Genomic DNA, 21,536 nt, shown 5'->3' with positions numbered 1-21,536 from the left:
TTCAGGAAAATCAATTTCAACAATAATACACTTATTTGATACCTCTAAATAAGATGTTCTCCTTTTTCCAACACCAAATATATAATTTGCGTTTTCAATCTGAATTGGAGCTTCGTACATTATTCGACCATCAAGAACTAAAAAATTTGATTTAATGTACCATTTTCCCACATTTGAATCTAACCGATCCTTATCAGTATAAATTTGAAGAAACGAGTGATCAGGATATAGAGTAACAGATTCAATACCATACTTATGCTTACGCACATATGTGCCAATATAGTCATCACTTTTTGAGCATCCTAGCAACACAAGAAGAAATAAAATGAATATAAATATTCTCATGGCAATTATTTTAGATGTTTGACACAACATCAATAGGCAAATTACACCAACGAATCGTATTAAACCTAGCTGTGGATTAAGCTTTAGCCTTCATTTTCCTAAATACAGCAACAGCACCAAAAATGAATAGTAACAAATACATGCTATAGATAATAGCCGGAACCAATCTAAAAGCAACAAAGAATGCAGTTTCATTTGATACATTATATTGAAGTAAATCTTCAATAACTAAAAAATATCCGCATCCATCAACACGAAATTGACCACCTGTAAATGGGAACAACAGAGTTGTTAAAATAGAACATCCAAGCGAGATTCTCGGATGTACGTTCAACAAACTAAATAGTATTAAATTAACAATTATAAGATAAAGAAGTTCAATTTGTCCACACATATTAGGAATGTCAAGAAAATGAACAAAAAATTTTTGATTTCTCATCCATAAAAAAATCAAACTGCTGGTAAATAAATTTATCAAATAAATTGATATTTTCATAATGAAAATGTCCTATTGCTTTTGTAATTGAGGCTTATCCATATTTAGTTTATTTCGCAATAGCTGAACAGCCTCCATTCCCATATTTCCAGAACATTTTTCGAATGATAAACAACTATTGAGTGGTAATAATAGCTATAAGTAAGTTCAAGTTACAATACGTACAAAGCAAGAATGACAACTAGTGCAATAAACGGGAGCGCAAACAACGCTAGGAATCGCAAACAATAAAGAGCTACTTTCACATTCCAGAAGAAAAGCCGCCACCGCCCCTGTTTTGTCTTGCGGATTTCAGCCTGACAATCGGGGCAAACATTGCCGATTTTATTGCGATAACGGATGGCAAGGTTGCTTTCCATCGGGGACATTCCCACCTTGTCATTAAATTCCTTTTTGCAAATTGAACACTTACTTAGCATGCTGCTAATATAACAATTTAGTTATTAGTCATTAGTCTTTAGTCAGTAGATTTAAGTTTGGTGCCAATGGCGCGGTTATAAAACCATTGACTATTAACCAATGACCAAAGTCTAAATTCCTTTAAACAGCGTGGTTATTTCCAGGGAGCCACTATTTCCTTTAAAAGAATGTCCATTATAATAACTGTATTTCAATTTCCAAGTAATCAAAGTGTCTTTTTCCAAAGGGGCTTCAAGATAATTTGTCAGATAAAAGGAACTTTGGAAATAAGGCGTTGGATAAGTATTTGCGAGCCCGTAAGGTCGAAACATTTCCGTAACTTTAATAATACAAATCGATGTAGAATCCTTAGCCTTACACGTCTCTTTTTTTCTTGTCGAAGCCCAGTCCGGCAAACCCTCAACCGAAACAGAATATCCTGTGAACAAAGTATCTATTCCAAAGATTGGTTTTTGCGTATCAAGCGTATCTAGTGCATTGCGGAACGCGGCTGTATCGAACGCGGGAGCATTCACGGCAGGAACATAATCAGTCCACGCATTAGCCCCGTAATTCAGGAACGTTGTGTCAAGAGCAATGGTTCGATATGTCGTATGGAAAGCATCATGGAAAACAGTATCACGCACACAGCGGAACCCCGGTTGAGAACATAGTGGCTCATTCGTTATTAATACAGGATCTAAACGAACGACAGCAACCTCGGCAGAACTCGTTGCAAGATTATCTGTCTGATTATACATATAACACATACTGGAAATTTCACAGCTAAACGTCTTTTGCGTATCAGAGGAATCAAGATTGCAATAAACAGGAACTCTACCGCATGGGCCTGAAGTCCCACTTTTTTCTGCAGTGAGACTGACAAGCGTATCTTTTTTTTCCGTATAACGGTCAAAGTAAATAAAACTGGTGTACTTTTTATTGTCTGTAATTACGGTATCATCGTAAACAGTGTCCTTATAAACATTCACGACACTATGAACAAAAATGGTATCACAAAAAGTACGCAACGAGTCCAACTGTTCCTGAGTTTTGTACTTTAACATATCAATCGTACATTGGCCATCCGGAGTGTAACTTATCGGTTCCCGAAATGATTCCGGACCAGACGTTGAATTATTGCACGACGAAAACATCGCCACAATCAGAAAAAGCAAAAGAGTTTTGGACATGTTTTTCATGTAAATAAATTTACAAACGGAACCGTTAAAAAGTTCCGGAAAAATGAGGAAAAAACGAGGAATTGCTCGGAAAAATGGACCTAAAAAGCGTAAAATGTATTATATAGAACTTAGTTGTTTGTAATAGGTCACTAGTCAATAGTCAGTAGATTTTAGTTTGGCACCTACGGTGCGACTATTCTACTTTTTCACGGCCACAAGCACTACAGAGCCGAGAATCAAGGCGATGCCTGCGATGAGGCGGGTGGTGAGCGTTTCACCGAAAACGGTTACGCCAATCGCTACAGCGGTCACGGGTTCCAAAGCACCGAGAATTGCCGTGGGCGTGGAGCCGATGATTTTCACAGCCTTGACCATAAAAATAAGCGAAAGCACCGTCGGCACAAGGCCCAGCATAAAGCCCCAACCCCACGAACTGGCCTGCGTAAAGAGCGGCGGGAAACCAGCGCCAAGTGTCACTGAATAAAGCAGCAAAAACACGAGGCAGAAGCAAATGGCGTAAAACGTCATCTTCACAGCCCCCATCTGGAGGTTCACGCGATTCGCCATGACGATGTAAATGGCGTAAGTAAAAGACGAAATAAAGACCAACAGCCAGCCGATGGAACTTACAGAAAAGCCTCTATCGCCATTGTACAAAAGCGAGACGCCCACCATCGAAACTGCGATAGACGCTATCACGCTCTTTTTCATTTTTTCTTTGAAAAATAGCGACATGATGACCGCGACTTCAAGCGGATACAAGAAGAGGAGCGTTGAGGCAAGCCCCGCATCCATATACTTGAACGAGGCGTAATACGTAAGCGAACTCACCGCAAAGAGGAATCCGAACGCGACAAGCGCAAGGAACTCGCGGAACGAGATTTTAAAATGCGAGCCCTTCGCGAGAATCACAGTCAAAAGGAGAATCGCCGCCGTGAAAAAACGGTAAAAGAGGACCGTCTCCGGCGAGTAATTCTGGGCGTACAAATGCAAGGCGCCCAGCGGGTTCGTGCCGTAGCAAATCGCAGAAAGAATTGCAAAAATAAAACCTAAGCCAGTTTTTTTCACGCACGAAAATATAGCAAATGTATGGAAAAAGAGACCAAATTCAGCACACCGATTTTTAATTAAAAACCCTGCAAGCCGAGTGCTGCGGGAAAGTTTACTTTCACATAGCTGAGGCGAAGGGGTTTCTTGAAACTTTTGAGGAAATTCCGACACCATGTCGGAATAACGCAAGGAAGGCGGATGTAATCCGCCTTAATATTTTATAAGGAAATTATTCGAGCTTTACACAACGAACAGAGAGACCTTCTTGTTTTATACTCCAATCACTCTCAGAAATACCATCATCGTTGGTAATCGAAATAAGCCCCACATACGCTTTTTCGCTCGCCTTCTCTGTCGGGAAAAACCAAAATGCATATTCATTCAAATTTTCAAATTTTTTTTCTTCAGACCTATACCCCGCACCAACAAGGGAGAAACCTGTAGTATTGTAGCCGTTAAAGCGGTATCCAGAACGCAGTCCTGCAACACCATGTTCTTCATTACCTTCTGAAAACCTTACGATTCTATAATCATTATACGTAAACAAGCGCCAACCATCCGGACAAATGCCCTGATGGTTCGGCAATATCAATTCAGAACAACTTTCTGTATTGCATCGACTAGGCAGTTGCATCATTTCAGCCCACTGATAAAGGCCACCGAATTCATCACAATACGTTGTATCATTATTATAACAATAGCGTTCTATCGCGCCATCATCATTCTGGTCATCTTCGCCAAGAACCATCTTACCAACATTCAAATTTTCAGCCATGACAGTTATCGTTGTTGTCGTAAGATTGGTGTCTCTGCCAGTAATTGTGATATAATAATAGCTACGCCCATTACGAGGATCAACAAAAGTCTTATAACGATTTTCACCAATACGCCAATCCGCAGCAAGTGCATGCGAATGGTCAAACGGAACATACTCGCTGCTGGACGACTCAACCTTTTTATTCGAAGATGAAGAACTCGTCATAGCAGACGATGATCCGCCATCTTTTTTACTGGAAGATGAAGGGAGATTCCCGCTAGAGGCGGGAATGACAGAGGAAGAAGAGGAGACTGTTTTTACAGAAGAAGATGATTCCTTCTTGACAGAAGAAGAACTTTTCTGTTTGTCATTCTGGAGGCTCGAAGAGCCGATAGAAACCACAGAAGAACTGCTACTGGATCCTATCGCGTCGCTCCAGGATGACGAAGAGTCTTCATCGGAGGGCGCGGAAGTACCGCTGTCGCCGCCACAAGCGGCAAGGGCTATGGTAAGCAAAAGGACCATAATGGATCCTATCGCGCTTTGCGCTCCAGGATGACACATAGCTCTTACGAATTTTCTCATTCTATACTCCTTTCCACCCATATAACCAATAAAAAATACAGTACAACTCGTTTATGTAAGTCGTTTATCACGATTTACACAAACAAAAAAATATAGTAAATAGAAAAACTGTGTTATAGTTAATAGACATTCTCATCCGTCATCCTGACCCTATAAAGGGAAGAATCCTGTTATTTTTTTGTATCGCAATTTCAAAACTTAACAAGATCCTTCGACTACGATGCTACGCATCTCCGCTCAGGATGACAAACCATATGAACAACAAAGCAGCAAATACTAACGCCCATACCTCAGAGCCCCCGTAAGGGAGTGACCCCATAGCCATAGAATTCACTAGATCCTTCGACTACGATGCTACGCATCTTCGCTCAGGATGACAAAAAATTAGGTTACATGTAACAGGTCATAGGTAGTAGAAGGATGAGTATCATGCACTACGAGCATCGGCAACATGCGACGAAGCCGCGATTATTAACCTAAAGCCTATTACCTAAAACCTAATCCCTAATTTTAAATCGCAAATTTAGTTGCGTCGGCGAGCTGCACGCTAGCAATGCGGGAAATGCCCTTGATTTCCTGCGTCACGCCGTAAAGCATATCGGCTTCGGCCATGGTACGCTTGTTATGCGTCACCACGATGAACAAAGTCTGCTTGCTGAATTCGCGGAGGAGCGCCATGAAACGGCCCACGTTAGCGTCATCAAGCGGACCATCAACTTCGTCCAGCACGCAGTACGGAGACGGCTTTTCCATGTAAATTGCGAACAACAGCGCTGTTGCAGTCAGGGCGTGTTCACCACCAGAAAGCGCCTTGATACCGCGCATTTTCTTGCCGGTCGGGCGGACGTTGATTTCGATGTCGGCATCGAGAATGTCCATCGGCTTGCCCATTTCGTCCACGCGTTCCACAAGATTCATCTTCGTTTCGCCATTGAGGAACAGCTTACTGAACACGAACTGGAAGTTCTTCTGGATGCGTGCAAACGTATCCAGGTAGCGCTGGCGGGCAATGTCGTCAAGCTTTGTGATGGTGCGGTCGAGCGATGCACGGGCGCGATCGAGGTCATCGAACTGCTTTTCGACTTCTTCGAGGCGCTTCTTTTCGTCTTCGTAATCTTCCATCACGTTGACGTTGATCGGGCCCAGTTCCTTAATCTTACCGCGGAGTTCACGGATTTCGCGGTCGGCTTCGGGCTGCGTGTATTCTACACGTTCCACGTTTTCGGGATTGTCCAAATCGACAGTCCATTCGTTCGTGATGCGTTCGCGGAGGCGGTCAAGATTGTTCTGCAAGGATTCCTGACGACGGCCAACGTCATTCAGTTCCTTCATCTTTTCAATCATGTCGTCGCGGAGGCGGTTCACTTCGTCGCGCCAGCCTTCCAAATCGCCACTCACGAGGTCGTAGCGTTCACGAGCGAGGTCGCGGTTGCGTTCCAGTTCACGGAGCGCGTTGTCCTTGACTTGGGCTTCGTCGGCAAGCTTGTTGCAATCCGTCTCGAACTTTTCAATCGAAACTGTGTTCTTTTCGATCTCTTCGCGGCGGTTGCGAATCGTATTGTCCAAGAATTCCATCTGGTCGGCAATAGCGACCACGCGGTTCTGGTTCTGCTTTAAGCGAGAAGTCTTGTCTTGCGCGCTGCGTTCGAGTTCGCGGACATCTTCTTCTTTTTCGCGGAGCATCGTCTCGTTTTCACCGAGTTGATCCGAAATCGTCTGGTAACGTTCTTCGACCTTTTCGACTTCGGTTTCGGCTTCGGCAAGTTCCGCATCGCTGTTCTTGGACTGCGCCGCCGCTTCAATTCTGTTCTGCGCGTTCGTTACTTCGCCATTCAACTGGTTCAAGCGACGGGTGCAGTTTTCAACCGTATTCCGGTGAATGCGGATAGAAGCATCGCCACCACGCAGAGAATCGCGCTTTTCACGGATTTCATCGACCAAGGACGAAAGCATTTGCGCGTCTTCTTCGGTAAGTTCACGCAAGCGGTCCACATTTTCTTCGCCCGCCGAAATATCGCCTTGCACTTTTTCCAAAAGCGCTTCGGCATCTGCAATTTCGTTTTTGCGGGAGAGCGCGCCCGACGTCGAAACGCCAAACGACACAAGACCGCTTGTACGCACAATCGTATCGGCGGTGACAAAATTCAAGTTCTCGCCACGGTATTCCTTCGCCAAGTTCAGCGCAGTCTGCAAGGAATCTACAACAAAATAGCGCGAGAGGATTCCCGAAAGCCACGGAGAAACTTCGTCGTCCGTCTTCACAAAATCTTTGAGCGAACCGACAACACCCGGATTGTTCACCGGCTTGTCGTAAGCAGGGGCCGCACTCGAAACAAGCGACATGAGCACCTTGCCCACGTTTTCGCTCTTGAGGGCATCTACAATTTCATTCACGGCACTGTCGCCATTCACGACAACAGAATCAAGGATTTCACCGAGAGCGGCTTCGACGCTCGATGCGTATTCCGGTGTCGCCTCGATACGTTCCGAAACAAGACCGCCAATGAGGTTCGACTTGTTTTCCTTGAGGTAACGGTTTGCGTCCGAAGCTTCGTTCATCACGCTCTGGAGCACATCGATTCGAGACTGCAAGCGCGCTTCTTCGTTCTTCAAGCCCTGCAATTTCTGTTGCGCTTCGGTGAGTTCAGCGCGTTCCGACTCCAAGCGTTCTTCACGCGTGGCACGCTGTTCTTCGAGATTTTCGATTTCGCGATTTGTGTCCTCGATGCCCGCCTGGATTTCGGCGATGTTCGCTTCGGCATCGGACTTTTGCTTGTCGAGACCTTCGATTTCGGTCTGCCACTTCGCGATGTTCGACTGGAGCATGTTGACTTCGGCATCCATGCGTTCAAAGCGGCCGCGGAGGGAGTTCACGCGGTTCGTCGCCTGCAAACGTTCGTTCGAAAGCTCACGGGACTGCGTACGCAAGTCATCGACCTTGTCGCGCATGACCTGGAGCGTTTCGCGTTCACGTTCCAAAAGCGCATTCAGCTCGTCCATGTCGTTTTCGCTACCGAGAACGGCTATTTCTTCTTCGAGGCGAGCTTTTTCTTCGGAGAGTTCCTGCGACTTCTGTTCGCTGCGTTCAATTTCACTTTGCGCCTTGTCGTTAGAGGACTGGAGGCTCGACATGGAATCGCGCAAGCGGACGATATTGTTGTTCAAGTCGTTGAGGGCAATCGTCGCGGCCTGCACTTCGCGTTCCAAATCGCGGTAGGCGTTCTCGTCTTCGCTAATGGCAAGTTTCTTTTCTTCAATCTTCGCCTGGAGTTCGGTCGCCTTCGTCTTAGAAGATTCCACTTCGTGGTTCATGCGCTTGGTCGTCGTGTCAAGCGTGGCCAAGCCTTCCTTGTAATCTTCAAACTTGTCCAAACTGACAGACAAATCAAGTTCGCGGAGGCGCGTATTCAATTTCTTGTAAGCATTGACCTTTTCGGCCTGCGTTTCATAAAGACGGACAGAGCGGCGGACACTGCGCAAGTTGTCTTCGACACGTTCCATGTCCATCTGCACGCGTTCGAGCTGGCGGCGCGTTTCCTTGCGCTGCTGCTTGTACTTGCTCACGCCGGCGGCTTCTTCAAAAAGCACTCGGCGGTCATCCGCCTTGTCCGAAAGCACCGCCTTGATCATGTCGGCGTTCATCTGCGAATACGTACTGGAACCAAGACCCGAGTCAAAAAGCAAGGCGTGAACATCACGCAGACGGCATTCCTGGTTGTTGATGAGGTATTCGCCCGAACCATCGCGGTGCACACGGCGCGTCACAATGACTTCGGAATAATCAGAAGCAAGCGTGCCATCGCTGTTATCAATTACGATGGAAACTTCAGCAAGACTCATGGCGGCACGTTCTTCGGTACCGCTAAAAATCACGTCCTGCATCTTGCCCATACGGAGTGCGGCTGCTTTCTGTTCGCCAAGCACCCAACGGATGGCGTCCGTAATATTGGACTTGCCACAGCCGTTCGGCCCCACGACCGCCGTAAGACCCTTCGTCGGGAAGTTAATTTCTGTCCTCTGCGCGAAGGATTTAAAACCAAAAATCTTTAACTTAGTTATCTGCACTGTAGCGAAATGTAGTAATTATTAGGTTTTAGACGAAAGACGAAAGACGAAAGACGAAAGAAAAAAGTAAGATGTAGGGAATAGGCGGTAGGACAAATGCGTAAGATGAGCGTCGCGACAAAGCTTGCTTTGGCATGACCGAGTCGAGCATTGAACGCTAAGGCGTTCGTGACTGCGGTTATGCCATATCTGAATACAAGTATTCTGCTGCGTCATAACCTTGCGCACTATTGGTACTTGAACATAGTGAAAGTACAAGTAGACAGGGGAACTTAGTTGGCAGAACTTAGTCGGCAGAACTTAGAGAGAAGAGCAAAGTTCTAAGCTCTAAACTCTACTTCAACTTAAATGCCACGTTTCCATCTTCGTCTTGAGATACAATGAGGTGCTGGCTGCCGCCTTCAAAGTCTAGGGTTGTTTCAGAATATACCATATGAACATGCCCTTCCTGACTGCAACCATTATCATCTATTTCAAATACGTTCGGTTCGCCTTGTTTGGCTAAAGCATACACTCTAACGGGAGTGCTATAAGTTGCACAAACCTTACCTACACTTGCAAGCAACTTAGCATTCCACTTGTCAAAGCGAACTCTCACCTTAAACGTTCCAACCCAATCTTCTTCGACAACCTTGCTCTTTTCGCCCGGTTCAATCGCATCGCGAATCCACGGTTGCACAGACTTTCCATCTTCAGAAATAATATCGACTCCAAGAATCGTAACATCGGTCCTGTTTTCGACCTGAAGCCTGGTTGTCGTATCCGTAATCACATGACTCATGCAAGCCGTCAAACAAAGCACGACAAAGCAAAGGAATAAACGTAAATACTTCATTAGTTGCCTCCCTGGGTTGCATCGACTTTTTCGTAGCGGATTCCCTTCGCTTCAATCACCTTATTGCCCTGAGCATCAACCGTCGTATTCAACTTCTGTTGTTCCGAATATGCCTTCATGAATTTATGCAAGTCAACTTTTCTTTGAGAAGTTTCCATAGCGGTCGCCTTGGCAGCGCCTCGACCAAAGAACTTGCCGCCAATAGAGCCTAAATCCAGATGAATTTCGGCAATAAACGTACCCTTTGCACCAAACATATTATCATAATCAAAGGCCGAATTGTACCCCAAGCGGAGAATGATAAAGTCAATAGCGCCCCCCCAAAGCAATTCCCTAGAGCCGCCAATTTCATTACGACGCAAACACGAAGCCTCAAATCCAATCAATCGAGAAAAATTTGCCGGATAATATTTCAAAATAGCTGAATGAAAACCGCCCTTCGGAAAATCATACGACACATCTGCATAAAGCTGTTGCTCATAAAGATTTTGTTCTAAATTCAAACGAACAAAGTTATCATCATCGCCATTATTCTTACGACGATAAATCGTAGCACTCAAGTTCGGCAAATAAGTCTTGTATCCGCTCCCGACACCACCGTAAAGTTCACGAGATTCCAAATCCAACGAAAGTCGAAGCGTCTGGAACGTGTTGCGATAGAAACTTCCCTGGATGCTCACATTTTTATAGCGAGCATGTCCCCAGTAGAACAACAGCGAATCCGATTCATTCGGAAAAACTCTTTTACTCGCCAACTCCAGATTCTGGTGCTGCAAGCCCAATGCAAACGTAGCATCGTACTTTGTATTCGTGTACGAGAAACCCCACGTAAACGCCGAAGAAATGTGCGCAAAGTCGCCGTAATGCGGGAAGAAGAAAAAGTCCTGAGAATCCCAACCGGCGCGGTCAAACCACGTCAGAAATCCCAAATGAGACGTGGAATCCAGTACCCAGCTCCCGAAAATTCCATAATGGTGCCTAAAAGCAAAACCATCATGAACACCATACTTGCTCTTGAGCTGCAACTGTTCAGACGAAGGCGTATAAGTGTAGCCAATATCGATATAACCACCTCGCCCACCACGCATCACAAGCCCGATATCGCGAAGTTGGCGGTCTCGCATCACAAGACCACTCTGAGTCAAAGCCTCCGCAGGAATCGGGTCCGCAAAAGCAACACCCGCCATTATCGCTAGCAAAATGAATATCTTATTTAAACCATTTTTCATGGATAATAATATAGTAAAGGAAACATTTAGGTATGGGCTCGGGCCTTCGGCCCTTTGGGGTATGAGCGTAATGTAATAAGAAATACAAGTGGTTAGTGATTAGTGGTTGGTGGTTAGGATTGTAATAAGAACGTTCCTTTTACATTCCTGTTTACTAACCACTGCTTACTAATCACTGTTTACTGCGGCTTCGCCGCTAGAATTGGAAATAAAGGAACGGATTGTAGCTCTGGGTAAAGAGCGCAAGCGTTGCCAAAATAAACAAGCCCAGCGCAATGAGCGACTTTTTGAACGAAACGTCAACGCACCAGTCGTAACTGCGATATTTCCAGAACGAGAAAAGCCCTGCAAGCGCCATAAACACAATGCATGTCGGCGTGAAAATTTCAGCAGACAAAATAACATCAGAAGCAGCCGTTGCGCCAAGACCAAGCATATTCTTCCACATGCGAACAGCATCGCCAATGGAATCCGCACGGAAAAGCACCCAGCCAAAAAGCACTATTATCTGAGTCAAAAGAATTTGCACCACGCGAGGAGCCTTGTAGTACCAGGCGTTCTTGTTGTTCGCACGCTCGACAATCATGAAGAAGGCGTGATAAAGTCCCCAGCACACGAACGTCCAGTTCGCGCCATGCCAAACGCCACTCACGAACATCACGAGGAAAAGGTTGAAATACATGCGGCCTGTAGGCACGCGGTTTCCACCCAGCGGAATGTACAAGTAATCGCGGAACCAGCTCGTAAGGGAAATGTGCCAGCGCTTCCAGAAATCAGTAATGCTTACGGAGCGGTACGGGCCGTTGAAGTTGCGCGGAAAATGGAACCCGAGCATAAGTCCAAGGCCAATCGCCATATTAGAATAGGCCGAGAAGTCAAAGTAAATCTGGAACATGTAGGCAAGCGAGCCCCACCAGCTGTTGATGACGCCCGGAGCATCGGCCGCAAAAACGCGGTCAGCGATAATGCCCACCTGGTTTGCAAGGAAGATTTTTTCGACAAAACCAAAGCAGAAGAACAAAATACCGCGCACAAAGTTTTCGAGCGTATGCGTGCGGGTTTCAAGTTCTTCGGCAACCGTATTGTAACGCACAATCGGGCCTGCCACAAGCTGCGGGAAAAGCGCCACGTAGCATGCGAATGTCGCAAAATTCTTGACCGGAGGTGCCGTACCGCGCCACACGTCAATCGCGTAACTCATGGACTGGAACGAGTAGAACGAAATACCCACCGGCAAAAGGACCGTCATAATAGAGAACGGTTCACAGCCGAGCATGGTCGCAAAATCGTTCACGATTCCCATGCCGAACATGTAATACTTGAAGAACCCAAGTGCACCGAGGTTTACCGCAATCGCCGTACCGAGCGCAAAATTTCGCTGGAACTTGCTTGCGTCAGGCGCCGAGATGAACCGCCCCGCCACGTACACCACCAACGTGCAGCCGAACATGAGGAATACGAGCCACGGTTCGAGCCAGCCGTAAAAGACGTAACTGAAGATGGTGATGAACAAGTTCAAGAACGAGTGCTTGGCCCCGAGCTTGAAGAGAACAAAGTAGCCAACCAAAAACGTCGGCAAGAAATAAAACAAGAAGATTTGAGAGGAAAAAACCATGGGTTAGACGAGAGACGAAAGACGAGAGACGAGAGTAGGTTGCATTATTAAATAAAAACAATTTGTAGTTTGGCGACGATAGAAAAAACGAGACACGAAATTTCTATAACTCAGCGCAAAGCGCCATTATTACTCTTTCGTCTCTAGTCTGTAGGGCGAAGCCCGTTCTTTCGTCTAATTACTCATTCACTTCAATAGCCAAGTAGCGCGGGGATTCGTCGTCAAAGTATTCATCTTCAACAGCGCCATCCCAGTTGCCTTCGAGCGGGATAAGCTTGAGCGTGTATTTGGACTTGGCCTTGAATTCGCCAACGTTGCCCTTGGACTTGTCGGCCATCTTGTCCTTGACCTTGCCGCGAGCGATGAGCGGGTTATAAACGCCCACGAGAACTTCCTTGGCGTCGAGTTTGCCCGAGACCACCTTTGCAACCTTGTACTTAAATACATAGACATAGCTGTACAGGTCATTGCTCGGCATCTTGCCCGGAATTTCGGTCAAACGCCCTTCAATGGTGATCGGGTCAGCGGCGAACACAAAGGCGGCCGCAAGGAATAGAGAAAGTATGATTTTCTTAAGCATAAGATTAAAATAGTAAAAAAAATGCGGGATGCCCAATTAATGATAAGGAGAATCACACTAAATGGATTACGAGAAATAATGGATCCTATCGCTACGCTCCAGGATGACGTCCGCATCAAAACAATTATTTTTCATCTAAAAAGGTCATAAAACAGAAATTTAATCCAAAATTCACTAGCTTTTACTTTATCCAAAACTCAATTTTTAAAAATTTAACGAAAAATTTTCAATTTTCACATCAAAACAGGTCGTTTTAAAATAAAATTTCACTAAAAATTTCAAAAATTTCCACAAAACTAGGCTTTCACCTCTTGCCACCCTCAAAAAATACTCCTATATTTCAGCCCATCTAAATATTCATCTATTCTTTAAAAGACAGGATAAATTATGGCAAATAAGACCTTAAGTGGTGCCGAAGTGATTATCGAATGCCTCAAGCGTGAAGGCGTTGATACAATTTTCGGCTATCCCGGTGGATCGGCCATTCCGATGTTCGATGCCATCCTCGACTCCAGCATCAAAGTTGTGCTCAGCCGTCATGAACAGGGCGCAACCCACATGGCTGACGGTTATGCCCGCCAGACCGGTAAGGTCGGTGTAGCTCTTGTCACTAGCGGTCCGGGTGCAACGAACACGTTTACAGGTATTTATACAGCTCTCATGGATTCTAGCCCGATCGTCGTGCTCACGGCACAGACGACGACTCCGAACTTGGGCAAGGACGCTTTCCAGGAATGCGATACGAGCGGTATGACTTTTGCAACCGTCAAGCATTCTTACTTGGTGAAAGACACGAATGACCTCCCGCGCGTGATGAAGGAAGCTTTCCACATCGCACGTACAGGCCGTCCGGGTCCGGTGCTTATTGACCTCCCGAAGGACGTGACTGCAGGCCCCTGCACCGCTCCGTTCACGGATCAGATGGACCTTCCGGGTTACAAGATTCCGACCTACGCTTCTACAGAAAGCGTTGAAAAGGCCGCTGAATACCTCAAGAACTCCAAGAAGCCGCTTTTGCTCGTGGGCCATGGTGCCATGATTTCTGGCGCACACCGCCAGGTGAAGGAACTCGCCGAAAAGCTCGGCGCTCCGGTGACCTGCACGATGCTTGGCCTCGGCGCATTCCCGACCGACCACGAACTTTCTCTCGGCATGCTCGGCATGCACGGTACAATTTACGCCAACAAGGCTGTTCTCGAATGCGACTTGATCCTTTCGATCGGTAGCCGTTGGGACGACCGCATTACCGGTAAGCTCAGCGAATTCTGCAAGAACGCCGTGAAGATGCACATCGACATCGACCCTGCCGAAGAAGGCAAGGTGTTGCAGCCGGATGTGTTCATGTGCGGTGACGCCAAGCTCGTCTTGGAACAGCTTCTCCCGATGGTGAACAAGCTTGATACCGCCGACTGGATCAAGACTTGCCAGACTTGGAAGAAGCGCTATCCGCTTACCTACGCCAAGCAGGGCGGCCTCCGTATGCAGCACATCGTTGCTACCGTGAGCGAACTTACGCAGGGCAAGGCAATCGTCACGACAGACGTGGGCCAGCACCAGATGTGGGTTGCACAGTTCTTCCACATCAACTATCCGCGTCAGCTCCACTCCAGCGGTGGCGCAGGCACGATGGGCTTTGGTTTCCCGGCTGCTATCGGTGCCGCATTCGGCAACGAAACCGGTTGGCCGGTTTGCAGCTTCAGCGGTGACGGTGGTTTCCAGATGACCGAAGCAGAACTTGCAACGGCAGCCATCCACAAGCTCCCCATCAAGATTTTCGTGATGGACAACAAGTACCTCGGCATGGTGCGCCAGTGGCAGGAACTCTTCTACGACCACCGCTATTCCAGCGTGGACATGAAGGGCAACCCGGACTTCGTGAAGCTCGCTGAAGCTTACGGCATCCCGGGGCTGCGTATCAAGCGCCCGGCAGACGCCGAACGCGTGATCCAGAAGGCTTTGGACTACAACGACGGCCCGATTCTCATCCACTGCGAATGCGAAAAGGAAGACAACGTGTTCCCAATGATTCCGGCAGGCGCTCCGATCACAAGCATGATCACCGAACAGCCGAAGACGCAGCTCGAAAAACCCACCGGATCGACGTAATAGGAGAATTAGAAAATGAAAGATATTGCACATTCTATTAGCTTGTTAGTGGCAAACCGCCCGGGCGTGCTCGTGCGTATTGCACTCGTGTTCTCCCGCCGTGGCTACAACATCGATTCTCTCGTCGTCTCCCCCACGCTCGACCCGAACTTCAGCCGCATGAACATCATCGCTCACGGCAATCCCGAGATCTTGATGCAGATCATCAAGCAGCTCGAAAAGCTCGTGGACGTGGTTCAGGCAAAGGACCATACCGGTACGGACGCTGTGGAAAAGGAACTCGCCCTCATCAAGGTTCGTTGCACTGCAGAACAGCGCACCGAAATCTTGCAGCTTTGCGACCATTTCCATGCCAACACGGTGGATATGACGATGACGTCCATGATTATCCAGATTACGGGCAACAGCCAGAAGGTCGATACCCTCAAGAGCTTGTTGCAGAAGTTCGAAATCGTGGAATACATCCGCACGGGCAAGGTCATCATGCTCCGCGGTGAAGACAAGACTTAGCCTTTAGAACTTAGAGCTTAGATCTTAGAACTTAGAGAAATGCATTCGGGATTCCGGATGCATTTTTTATTGCATATTCTAAGTTCTACCAACTAAGTTCTACCAACTGCGACGAAGTCGCAACGTCTATATGCAACGGATGCAACAAAAACGTTCAGCGCCAATCACAAAAAAGGCCCCAAATTACACTTTATATTCCAAAACAAACTATATTAAGATGGTGTAAGGATGTAAGGAGGAAAATTTTTATGAAAATCGAGAAGAAGAAAGTTACCGGTAATTCACGTTTGTCGAGCGCCACCAAAGCTGGGGTCGCCTCGTTGCTTGGCATGTCCGCCATTTTGACGAGCGGGTGCTTAAGCGACGCCGAAAGCGGTCAAGTCATCGGCCCTGTTGAACCAGACAACAATAACCCAAACAGTAGCGACGATTCTGAAACCCCGGAAATACAGTCCAGTTCTTCTGTCGTCGATATTCCGCTGAGCCAAGAACGCCTCAGCAGCGAAGCCATCGAAGCGCTTTCGTCTTCATCTGTACAAACGCCGAGCAGTTCAGCAGAAGATGCTCTCAGCAGTTCATCCGGAAGCTCCAGCAGTACGATTGTGGAAAAGCCCCGCAGTTCATCGAGTGATACTGTAATCCCTCCATATCCTAGAATGTGCGAAACAATTGATTCCATGGGCGTAAACGTCATCATGTGCCATGACGACGAAGATTTCCCGCTAGTGAGCATGGTTTCCACATACGAAATGTTTGACAATGTATAAGATCCGCAAGTGTTAGGTGTAACCATGAAAATCGAGAAGAAAAAAGTCGTCAAAAGTTCAAAATTGAGCCATTTTGCCAAAACTACAGTCGCAGCCGCACTCGGAATTGCGGCATCCTTCAATGCTACCGCCTGCGATGACAGCGTGTCTGCAATTGGCGGAGACCACCCCAAGCAGCCCGAAACAAACCCCACATGCGGACAGGCTGCATGCGGAGAACAACACAGCAGTTCTAGCTATACCGACATTTCTTCAAGTGGCGAGCATCTCAGCAGCGAAGCTGTCAAAGCGCTTTCGTCGGCGTCGCAGCCCCGTAGCAGTTCCTCGATTGAGCCCCTATCCGGCTCCCCGATGATCATGTCCTCGTCATCCGTCGAAAAGCCAAGTAGCTCTTCGATGGAGCAGCCCCCAGAAGCGGGCATCCTCCCACCATACGAAGAATCTTCGTCAAGCGTTGCGCCATCAAGCAGCTCCATGGAAATACTCGAACCTCTCGCTGGCGATCCGATTGTCACAGAAAGCAGCTCGAGCGAAAGTACGCCTGGAATACAGTCCAGTAGTAGCGATATCAAAGTCCCTGTCCCACAAATTACACCTGTCATAGACACTCTCAACCCCCGTATCCACCTGTGCGAAGACCCAAACAATCCAGGTTGCCTTATAGAAAGCATGGTGACCACGTTTGAGCAAAGCGATATTCAAGTGTAATCAGAAAATTTCCCGCATGAACCTAGTCCTTTGCCTTACAGAACAATGTAATTTACGTTGTACCTACTGCTATTACAAGGAATCGCAAGCAGACCGCAAAACGGTCATGGACGATGCAACGCTTGAACAGGCGATTAAAATTGCACTCGACCGCACGATTTTCTTTAGGCAGTCGTACATGAACATCACGTTCTTTGGGGGGGAGCCGCTTTTGCGAAGGGACGCCATTTATAAAGGTGTCGAATTCGCAAAGGCGATTGTCGATGACGCGATGAACAAAGGCAAAATTTCAAAAAATTTCAGATTGCAATTTGCGGTCAATACAAACGGCACGCTGTTCGACGATGAATTCTTTGACCTTTGCGAACGCGAAAAATTCCGCATTTATCTTTCGCTCGACGGGCCAGAACACCACCACGATATCGCGCGCCGCACCGTCAACAATACGGGAAGTTTCAAGGCTATCGAAAAGCATATTCCGCGATTCGTGAAACTCGGCGCAGTCGCGTTAAGCACAGTCACGCGAGCGCACATCAGCACGCTTTTCGAAAGCGTCAAGTGGCTGCACGAACAGGGATTCCAAAGCCTCACTACAAGCGTCGATTTCGATGGCAAATGGAGCGGCGAAGATTTTGACAAGCTCGCCTTGCAATATCAGAAAATGGCAGATTACTGGAGAGAAAGCCGCGAAAAAGGCGACAAGTTCTTCCTCGGCACAATCCACGACAAAGTAAAAATAAGACTTATTAATTCGCGATACAGACTTTATTCGTGCCATGTGTACAATGGAGCAATCGGTGTTGCAACAAACGGGAATATGTTCCCTTGCACACGGTTTATTACTTCTAACCCAGACACCCACTATGTGCAGGGGAACGTCTTTACCGGCTTTGATGAAGCGGCATGCGACAAGATTCGTGAATTTTTGGACAACGACAAAAAAGAATGCGAGGGGTGCGACATCCGCTACCGTTGCTGCGCACACGAGTGCGCCTGCACGAGCTATTACACGACGGGGACAATAGAAGGAGTGTCACCCGAAGTGTGCACACACGAAAGAATGCTCGCAGAAATCTGCGATACATTGCTAGAAAAAATGGCGTAAAATAACAGGCTAAAATCCGAGGACAGCTTCGGAGATTTCGTTAGCTTCATCAGAACCGTCATCAGCGCGGTCGGCATTGAACTCGCCCCAACCTTCGCTCGTGCCGCAACCTACTCCAACGTCCATCGTAGACCACTTGAAGACGGCATACACGCGTTCAAAGCGTTCCAGGATTTCGGTCAGGACATCCTCGGGAGGTTCGCCTTCGACTAGGAAAGTTCCATCGATTGCATACAGCTCGGACTCCGGCAATTCCTCGAAGCGGCATTCGTATTCGTCCGTCATGTAGTCTTCGACGGAATACCATTCTCCGGAATCAACGCTCGGCAGTTCGGCCTCCGGGAAATGTTCCATGAATGCGCTCCACAACGCATCAAGATCCTCTTGGACTCCAATGAAACGGACTAAGATTCTGCAATCCATACAACCTCCTTTGCCTAAAATGTATAAAAAAAGTTAGTTACTAGTTAATAGTTACTAGTTAATAGATGGCAACGCAGACTTAAAAAGCGGAATTCAGGCAAGCGTTTATTATAGGAGATTCCCACCTAAAGGTGGTAGCGAGGCGAAGATGGATTTTTCAATTACTCAAGAGCCGAGCGGTTCTTATAAAACAGAAAAAAGAACTCACATAGTGAGTTCTTTTTTTCTGGAGGTGAGGGGAGTCGAACCCCTGTCCAAAATCACGTCCATGTACGTTCCTACAAGTGTTCCCTTCGTATTTAAGATCTCGTCTTATCCACGCCCAAGAAGGTCGGCGCGGAGTTTGACCAGCCTAGTAAATCTCGGGAGATGCCCCCAGGCATGACACTTCCCTATCCCATATTGCGTCCGGACGTACACCCCGATGGGAGCGGGATGAGGCCCGGCGTTGCCGTTAATTAGGCAGCGAGTGCGTAGTTTTCGTCAGCACTTATTTTTTTTCAGACTTTTTAACGAGTAGCCCTCGTCTGAGACCTCGACTTGCAACTAACACTTCGGTAACCCTGTCGAAACCAGAGCACCCCCGGTGCCTGCACCGGGGGTGCTCTGGTTGAGACCCGTCGATTAAACGCGACCCTAAGGAGCGTTTAAGCCTTTGAGAACGCCTTAGCGTTCGAAAGACCCGAAGGGTGAGAATAACGCGAGCAGCGTTATTCGAAGCAAACCAGAGCACATACCAGTGCTTTAGTGCTCTAAATATATAAAGTTCGAAGAAATTTGTAAAGTAACCCGCGAACTTACACATCCCCACCGCTGAAACCGAGGGATTCCTCGAGCCAGGTATCCGTGCGCTGCACAGCGACACGACTTTGGTAAGACTTGTGCCCGGCACGATGTTGCGCCCATTTCACAGCAAGAGCCGCAAGTGGCCCCGCATGGCGGAATAACGACTGCAATGTTCCCGGCAAATTCCGACGAAGTACATCATCTTCAAAACTAGCATAATGGCTTGCGCTACCTGGGTCTCCTTGGCGGGCAGAACGTCCAAATAGCTGGCGGTCTATTCGCGACGACATATTGCATTCTGTTGCAATGACATGCAGCCCACCAAGCTTACGGACTCCCGCAGGAATCTTGATGTCGGTCCCTCGCCCAGCCATATTTGTAGCAACGGTAATAGCTCCCGCCTTCCCAGCCTCAGCAATGATGTTCGCTTCATCATCACTACGCACCGCATTGATAATTTTGCAATGCAGTCCCGCCTTTGCAAGCATAATCCCAAAAGTTTCGCTTTCGTCAATATCCTTTGTGCCAATCAAAATCGGACGACCCAATTTGTGCACTCGAATAACTTCATCAACAATCGCCTTGCGTTTTTTTTCTTTCGTTGAATAAGTCTTGAGCCGATAAATTTTTCGTTTATTTTTACGATGATTTGGAATGCAGACTACAGGCGTTCCATAAACCATCCAAAATTCATTCGAGGCTTCCTTCCCCGTTCCAGTCATTCCCGAAAAATGTTTGTACAACCTAAAGAACCGCTGAAAGCTCATTCTCGCTTCAGTCTCCTTGAGACCACTCAGCTTGAGACCTTCCTTTTGCTCAATCATCTGGTGCAATCCGCCATTCCATGAGCGCATCGGCATTTTACGGCCTGTCGATTCATCGACAATGACGATTTTACCATCTTCAATAACATACTGACGGCCAAGAATAAACAACTCCTGCGCTATCAACGCCTGTCGCACAAGATCCTTTAAGAACGGAGCTCGACAGAATCCACCATCGCCTCCGCTCTTTTCGGCAAGTTCATCTTGAATCTCTTCAAGACGAGCATCCATATCGACCAAAAAACGCACCGTGCGGAGTTTGATATCGACTTTATAATCGACTTCGCGTACCAAACTTTTCGAAAGTTCAAACGCAATTTCGCAACTTCTGTTAAAGCCTTTGTTTTCTTTTTCGCGAGAGATAATCAAAGGCGTCACGGCCTCGTCAATGAGCACGTTATCTGCCTCATCCACAATTGCGGTATAAAGCCCACGTTGTACAAGCTTATCCGAAGTCGCTTGTTGCTGCAATGTAAAACTATCCAAAATTCTCTTTGCAAAATTTTGGCTTTTGCCCATTGCAATGCGGTCACGCAAAAAATCCGCAAGGACCTCTTTTGCCGTAGAATAAGTCACATCGGCTGCATAGCCATAACGCCTCTCGGGAGGTTTCATTGCCCCCGTCACCGCACCGACAGAAACACCACAGAAGTTATAGAGCCCACTCATAATCTGGGCATCACGAGAAGCCAAATAATCGTTAGCCGTAATCACATGGCACGGACGGCCGCTCCAGCCACGGACAACGCCACACATCGCCGCCGTTACGGTTTTACCTTCGCCTGTAGACATCTCTGCAATGTAACCGTTATAAAGTGCAAGCGTACCCGCCATCTGTTCCACATACGGGCGGTACCCTAAAACGCGGAACACAGATTCTTGCACAAGGGCAAATGCGTTTTCTAAAACATCGTCTTTCACGGGGCGCTTAAACTTTTCGCGCACATCTGCAAGTCGCTTTTTCAGTTCAGAAACTTCAAGTGCAGCAAAACTTTTTCCTAGAGCGTCTATGCGCCGAGCTGCATTCAAGAATTTACGGCGAATCGTCGGCCGTTCCTTGATTTTTCCGGACAAGCGAAGAACAAACGCATCTAGCCCTGTCGGGATTTTCTTGATGCGCTTGAGCGATGTCAATCTGTAATTATCCGTCAAGTTCATGATAGCAAC

General features: G+C 47.2%; 17 protein-coding genes and 1 other RNA gene. 5 read left to right on the top strand and 13 right to left on the bottom strand.

Going from position 1 to position 21,536, the window contains the following annotated elements:
* Window positions 1–421 precede the first annotated feature (421 nt).
* From B3A20_RS02795 to B3A20_RS02750, 10 genes are all read right to left on the bottom strand, one after another.
* Window positions 422–841: a hypothetical protein gene (locus tag B3A20_RS02795; RefSeq protein ID WP_290761595.1), complete on the bottom strand. Its 420-nt coding sequence runs from the start codon at window positions 839–841 to the stop codon at window positions 422–424.
* 152 nt (window positions 842–993) lie between these two features.
* Complete coding sequence (locus tag B3A20_RS02790; RefSeq protein WP_290761593.1) at window positions 994–1,260, bottom strand: hypothetical protein; 267 nt, start codon at window positions 1,258–1,260, stop codon at window positions 994–996.
* Window positions 1,261–1,371: 111 nt separating this feature from the next.
* Window positions 1,372–2,307 carry a hypothetical protein gene (locus tag B3A20_RS02785; protein WP_290761591.1) on the bottom strand — a complete coding sequence of 312 codons (936 nt, stop codon included), beginning with the start codon at window positions 2,305–2,307 and terminating at the stop codon, window positions 1,372–1,374.
* Window positions 2,308–2,622: 315 nt separating this feature from the next.
* Window positions 2,623–3,492 carry an EamA family transporter gene (locus B3A20_RS02780; protein ID WP_290761589.1) on the bottom strand — a complete coding sequence of 290 codons (870 nt, stop codon included), beginning with the start codon at window positions 3,490–3,492 and terminating at the stop codon, window positions 2,623–2,625.
* 211 nt (window positions 3,493–3,703) lie between these two features.
* The gene (locus tag B3A20_RS02775) at window positions 3,704–4,816 is read right to left on the bottom strand and encodes an FISUMP domain-containing protein (protein WP_290761587.1); all 1,113 of its coding nucleotides are present in this window, start codon (window positions 4,814–4,816) and stop codon (window positions 3,704–3,706) included.
* A gap of 510 nt (window positions 4,817–5,326) precedes the next feature.
* Window positions 5,327–8,881, bottom strand: coding sequence for a chromosome segregation protein SMC (gene smc, locus B3A20_RS02770; RefSeq protein WP_290761584.1), 3,555 nt, complete (start codon window positions 8,879–8,881; stop codon window positions 5,327–5,329).
* A 334-nt stretch (window positions 8,882–9,215) separates the two neighbouring features.
* Window positions 9,216–9,716, bottom strand: a complete 501-nt coding sequence (locus B3A20_RS02765; RefSeq protein ID WP_290761582.1) for a hypothetical protein — start codon at window positions 9,714–9,716, stop codon at window positions 9,216–9,218.
* Window positions 9,716–10,945, bottom strand: a complete 1,230-nt coding sequence (locus B3A20_RS02760; protein WP_290761580.1) for a hypothetical protein — start codon at window positions 10,943–10,945, stop codon at window positions 9,716–9,718. Before B3A20_RS02760 ends, B3A20_RS02765 begins: the two co-directional genes overlap by 1 nt.
* A 196-nt stretch (window positions 10,946–11,141) precedes the next feature.
* A complete protein-coding gene (locus B3A20_RS02755) occupies window positions 11,142–12,512 on the bottom strand; it encodes an MBOAT family O-acyltransferase (protein WP_290761578.1) in 1,371 nt (456 codons plus the stop codon).
* A 226-nt stretch (window positions 12,513–12,738) separates the two neighbouring features.
* Window positions 12,739–13,140 carry a hypothetical protein gene (locus B3A20_RS02750; protein ID WP_072830378.1) on the bottom strand — a complete coding sequence of 134 codons (402 nt, stop codon included), beginning with the start codon at window positions 13,138–13,140 and terminating at the stop codon, window positions 12,739–12,741.
* 387 nt (window positions 13,141–13,527) lie between these two features.
* Here B3A20_RS02750 and ilvB point away from each other — a divergent pair, with 387 nt between their 5' ends.
* The 5 genes from ilvB (at window position 13,528) to B3A20_RS02725 (ending at window position 18,336) form a co-directional block, all read left to right on the top strand.
* The gene (ilvB, locus tag B3A20_RS02745; RefSeq protein ID WP_290761574.1) at window positions 13,528–15,246 is read left to right on the top strand and encodes a biosynthetic-type acetolactate synthase large subunit; all 1,719 of its coding nucleotides are present in this window, start codon (window positions 13,528–13,530) and stop codon (window positions 15,244–15,246) included.
* 15 nt (window positions 15,247–15,261) lie between these two features.
* On the top strand, window positions 15,262–15,756 hold the full coding sequence (gene ilvN, locus B3A20_RS02740; protein WP_014547307.1) for an acetolactate synthase small subunit: 495 nt from the start codon (window positions 15,262–15,264) through the stop codon (window positions 15,754–15,756).
* Between the two features lie 248 nt (window positions 15,757–16,004).
* Window positions 16,005–16,523: a hypothetical protein gene (locus B3A20_RS02735; RefSeq protein ID WP_290761568.1), complete on the top strand. Its 519-nt coding sequence runs from the start codon at window positions 16,005–16,007 to the stop codon at window positions 16,521–16,523.
* A 24-nt stretch (window positions 16,524–16,547) separates the two neighbouring features.
* Window positions 16,548–17,231: a hypothetical protein gene (locus B3A20_RS02730; RefSeq protein WP_290761566.1), complete on the top strand. Its 684-nt coding sequence runs from the start codon at window positions 16,548–16,550 to the stop codon at window positions 17,229–17,231.
* A gap of 16 nt (window positions 17,232–17,247) precedes the next feature.
* On the top strand, window positions 17,248–18,336 hold the full coding sequence (locus B3A20_RS02725) for a radical SAM protein (RefSeq protein WP_290761564.1): 1,089 nt from the start codon (window positions 17,248–17,250) through the stop codon (window positions 18,334–18,336).
* Window positions 18,337–18,345: 9 nt separating this feature from the next.
* On the opposite strand, the gene B3A20_RS02720 is transcribed toward B3A20_RS02725, so the two are convergent.
* The 3 genes from B3A20_RS02720 to B3A20_RS02710 form a co-directional block, all read right to left on the bottom strand.
* Window positions 18,346–18,759: a hypothetical protein gene (locus B3A20_RS02720; RefSeq protein WP_173563665.1), complete on the bottom strand. Its 414-nt coding sequence runs from the start codon at window positions 18,757–18,759 to the stop codon at window positions 18,346–18,348.
* Between the two features lie 224 nt (window positions 18,760–18,983).
* Window positions 18,984–19,344: a transfer-messenger RNA gene (gene ssrA, locus B3A20_RS02715) on the bottom strand.
* A 212-nt stretch (window positions 19,345–19,556) separates the two neighbouring features.
* On the bottom strand, window positions 19,557–21,527 hold the full coding sequence (locus B3A20_RS02710; RefSeq protein WP_290761559.1) for a hypothetical protein: 1,971 nt from the start codon (window positions 21,525–21,527) through the stop codon (window positions 19,557–19,559).
* Between the last annotated feature and the right edge of the window lie 9 nt (window positions 21,528–21,536).

It is taken from the genome of Fibrobacter sp. UBA4297 (genome assembly GCF_002394865.1).
Classification (GTDB): domain Bacteria; phylum Fibrobacterota; class Fibrobacteria; order Fibrobacterales; family Fibrobacteraceae; genus Fibrobacter.
The sequence above is the reverse complement of the archived record's forward strand: the minus strand, read 5'-3'. Positions and strand labels throughout refer to the sequence as shown.

What these genes read in the sequence shown, in the direction of transcription:
- B3A20_RS02775 (WP_290761587.1), bottom strand. Translation starts at nt 4,816, where the DNA reads ATGAGAAAATTCGTAAGAGCTATGTGTCATCCTGGAGCGCAAAGCGCG.
- B3A20_RS02730 (WP_290761566.1), top strand. Translation starts at nt 16,548, where the DNA reads ATGAAAATCGAGAAGAAAAAAGTCGTCAAAAGTTCAAAATTGAGCCAT.
- B3A20_RS02710 (WP_290761559.1), bottom strand. Translation starts at nt 21,527, where the DNA reads ATGAACTTGACGGATAATTACAGATTGACATCGCTCAAGCGCATCAAG.
- B3A20_RS02785 (WP_290761591.1), bottom strand. Translation starts at nt 2,307, where the DNA reads ATGTTAAAGTACAAAACTCAGGAACAGTTGGACTCGTTGCGTACTTTT.
- ilvN (WP_014547307.1), top strand. Translation starts at nt 15,262, where the DNA reads ATGAAAGATATTGCACATTCTATTAGCTTGTTAGTGGCAAACCGCCCG.
- B3A20_RS02720 (WP_173563665.1), bottom strand. Translation starts at nt 18,759, where the DNA reads ATGGATTGCAGAATCTTAGTCCGTTTCATTGGAGTCCAAGAGGATCTT.
- B3A20_RS02760 (WP_290761580.1), bottom strand. Translation starts at nt 10,945, where the DNA reads ATGAAAAATGGTTTAAATAAGATATTCATTTTGCTAGCGATAATGGCG.
- B3A20_RS02765 (WP_290761582.1), bottom strand. Translation starts at nt 9,716, where the DNA reads ATGAAGTATTTACGTTTATTCCTTTGCTTTGTCGTGCTTTGTTTGACG.
- B3A20_RS02790 (WP_290761593.1), bottom strand. Translation starts at nt 1,260, where the DNA reads ATGCTAAGTAAGTGTTCAATTTGCAAAAAGGAATTTAATGACAAGGTG.
- B3A20_RS02795 (WP_290761595.1), bottom strand. Translation starts at nt 841, where the DNA reads ATGAAAATATCAATTTATTTGATAAATTTATTTACCAGCAGTTTGATT.
- B3A20_RS02735 (WP_290761568.1), top strand. Translation starts at nt 16,005, where the DNA reads ATGAAAATCGAGAAGAAGAAAGTTACCGGTAATTCACGTTTGTCGAGC.
- ilvB (WP_290761574.1), top strand. Translation starts at nt 13,528, where the DNA reads ATGGCAAATAAGACCTTAAGTGGTGCCGAAGTGATTATCGAATGCCTC.
- B3A20_RS02725 (WP_290761564.1), top strand. Translation starts at nt 17,248, where the DNA reads ATGAACCTAGTCCTTTGCCTTACAGAACAATGTAATTTACGTTGTACC.
- B3A20_RS02750 (WP_072830378.1), bottom strand. Translation starts at nt 13,140, where the DNA reads ATGCTTAAGAAAATCATACTTTCTCTATTCCTTGCGGCCGCCTTTGTG.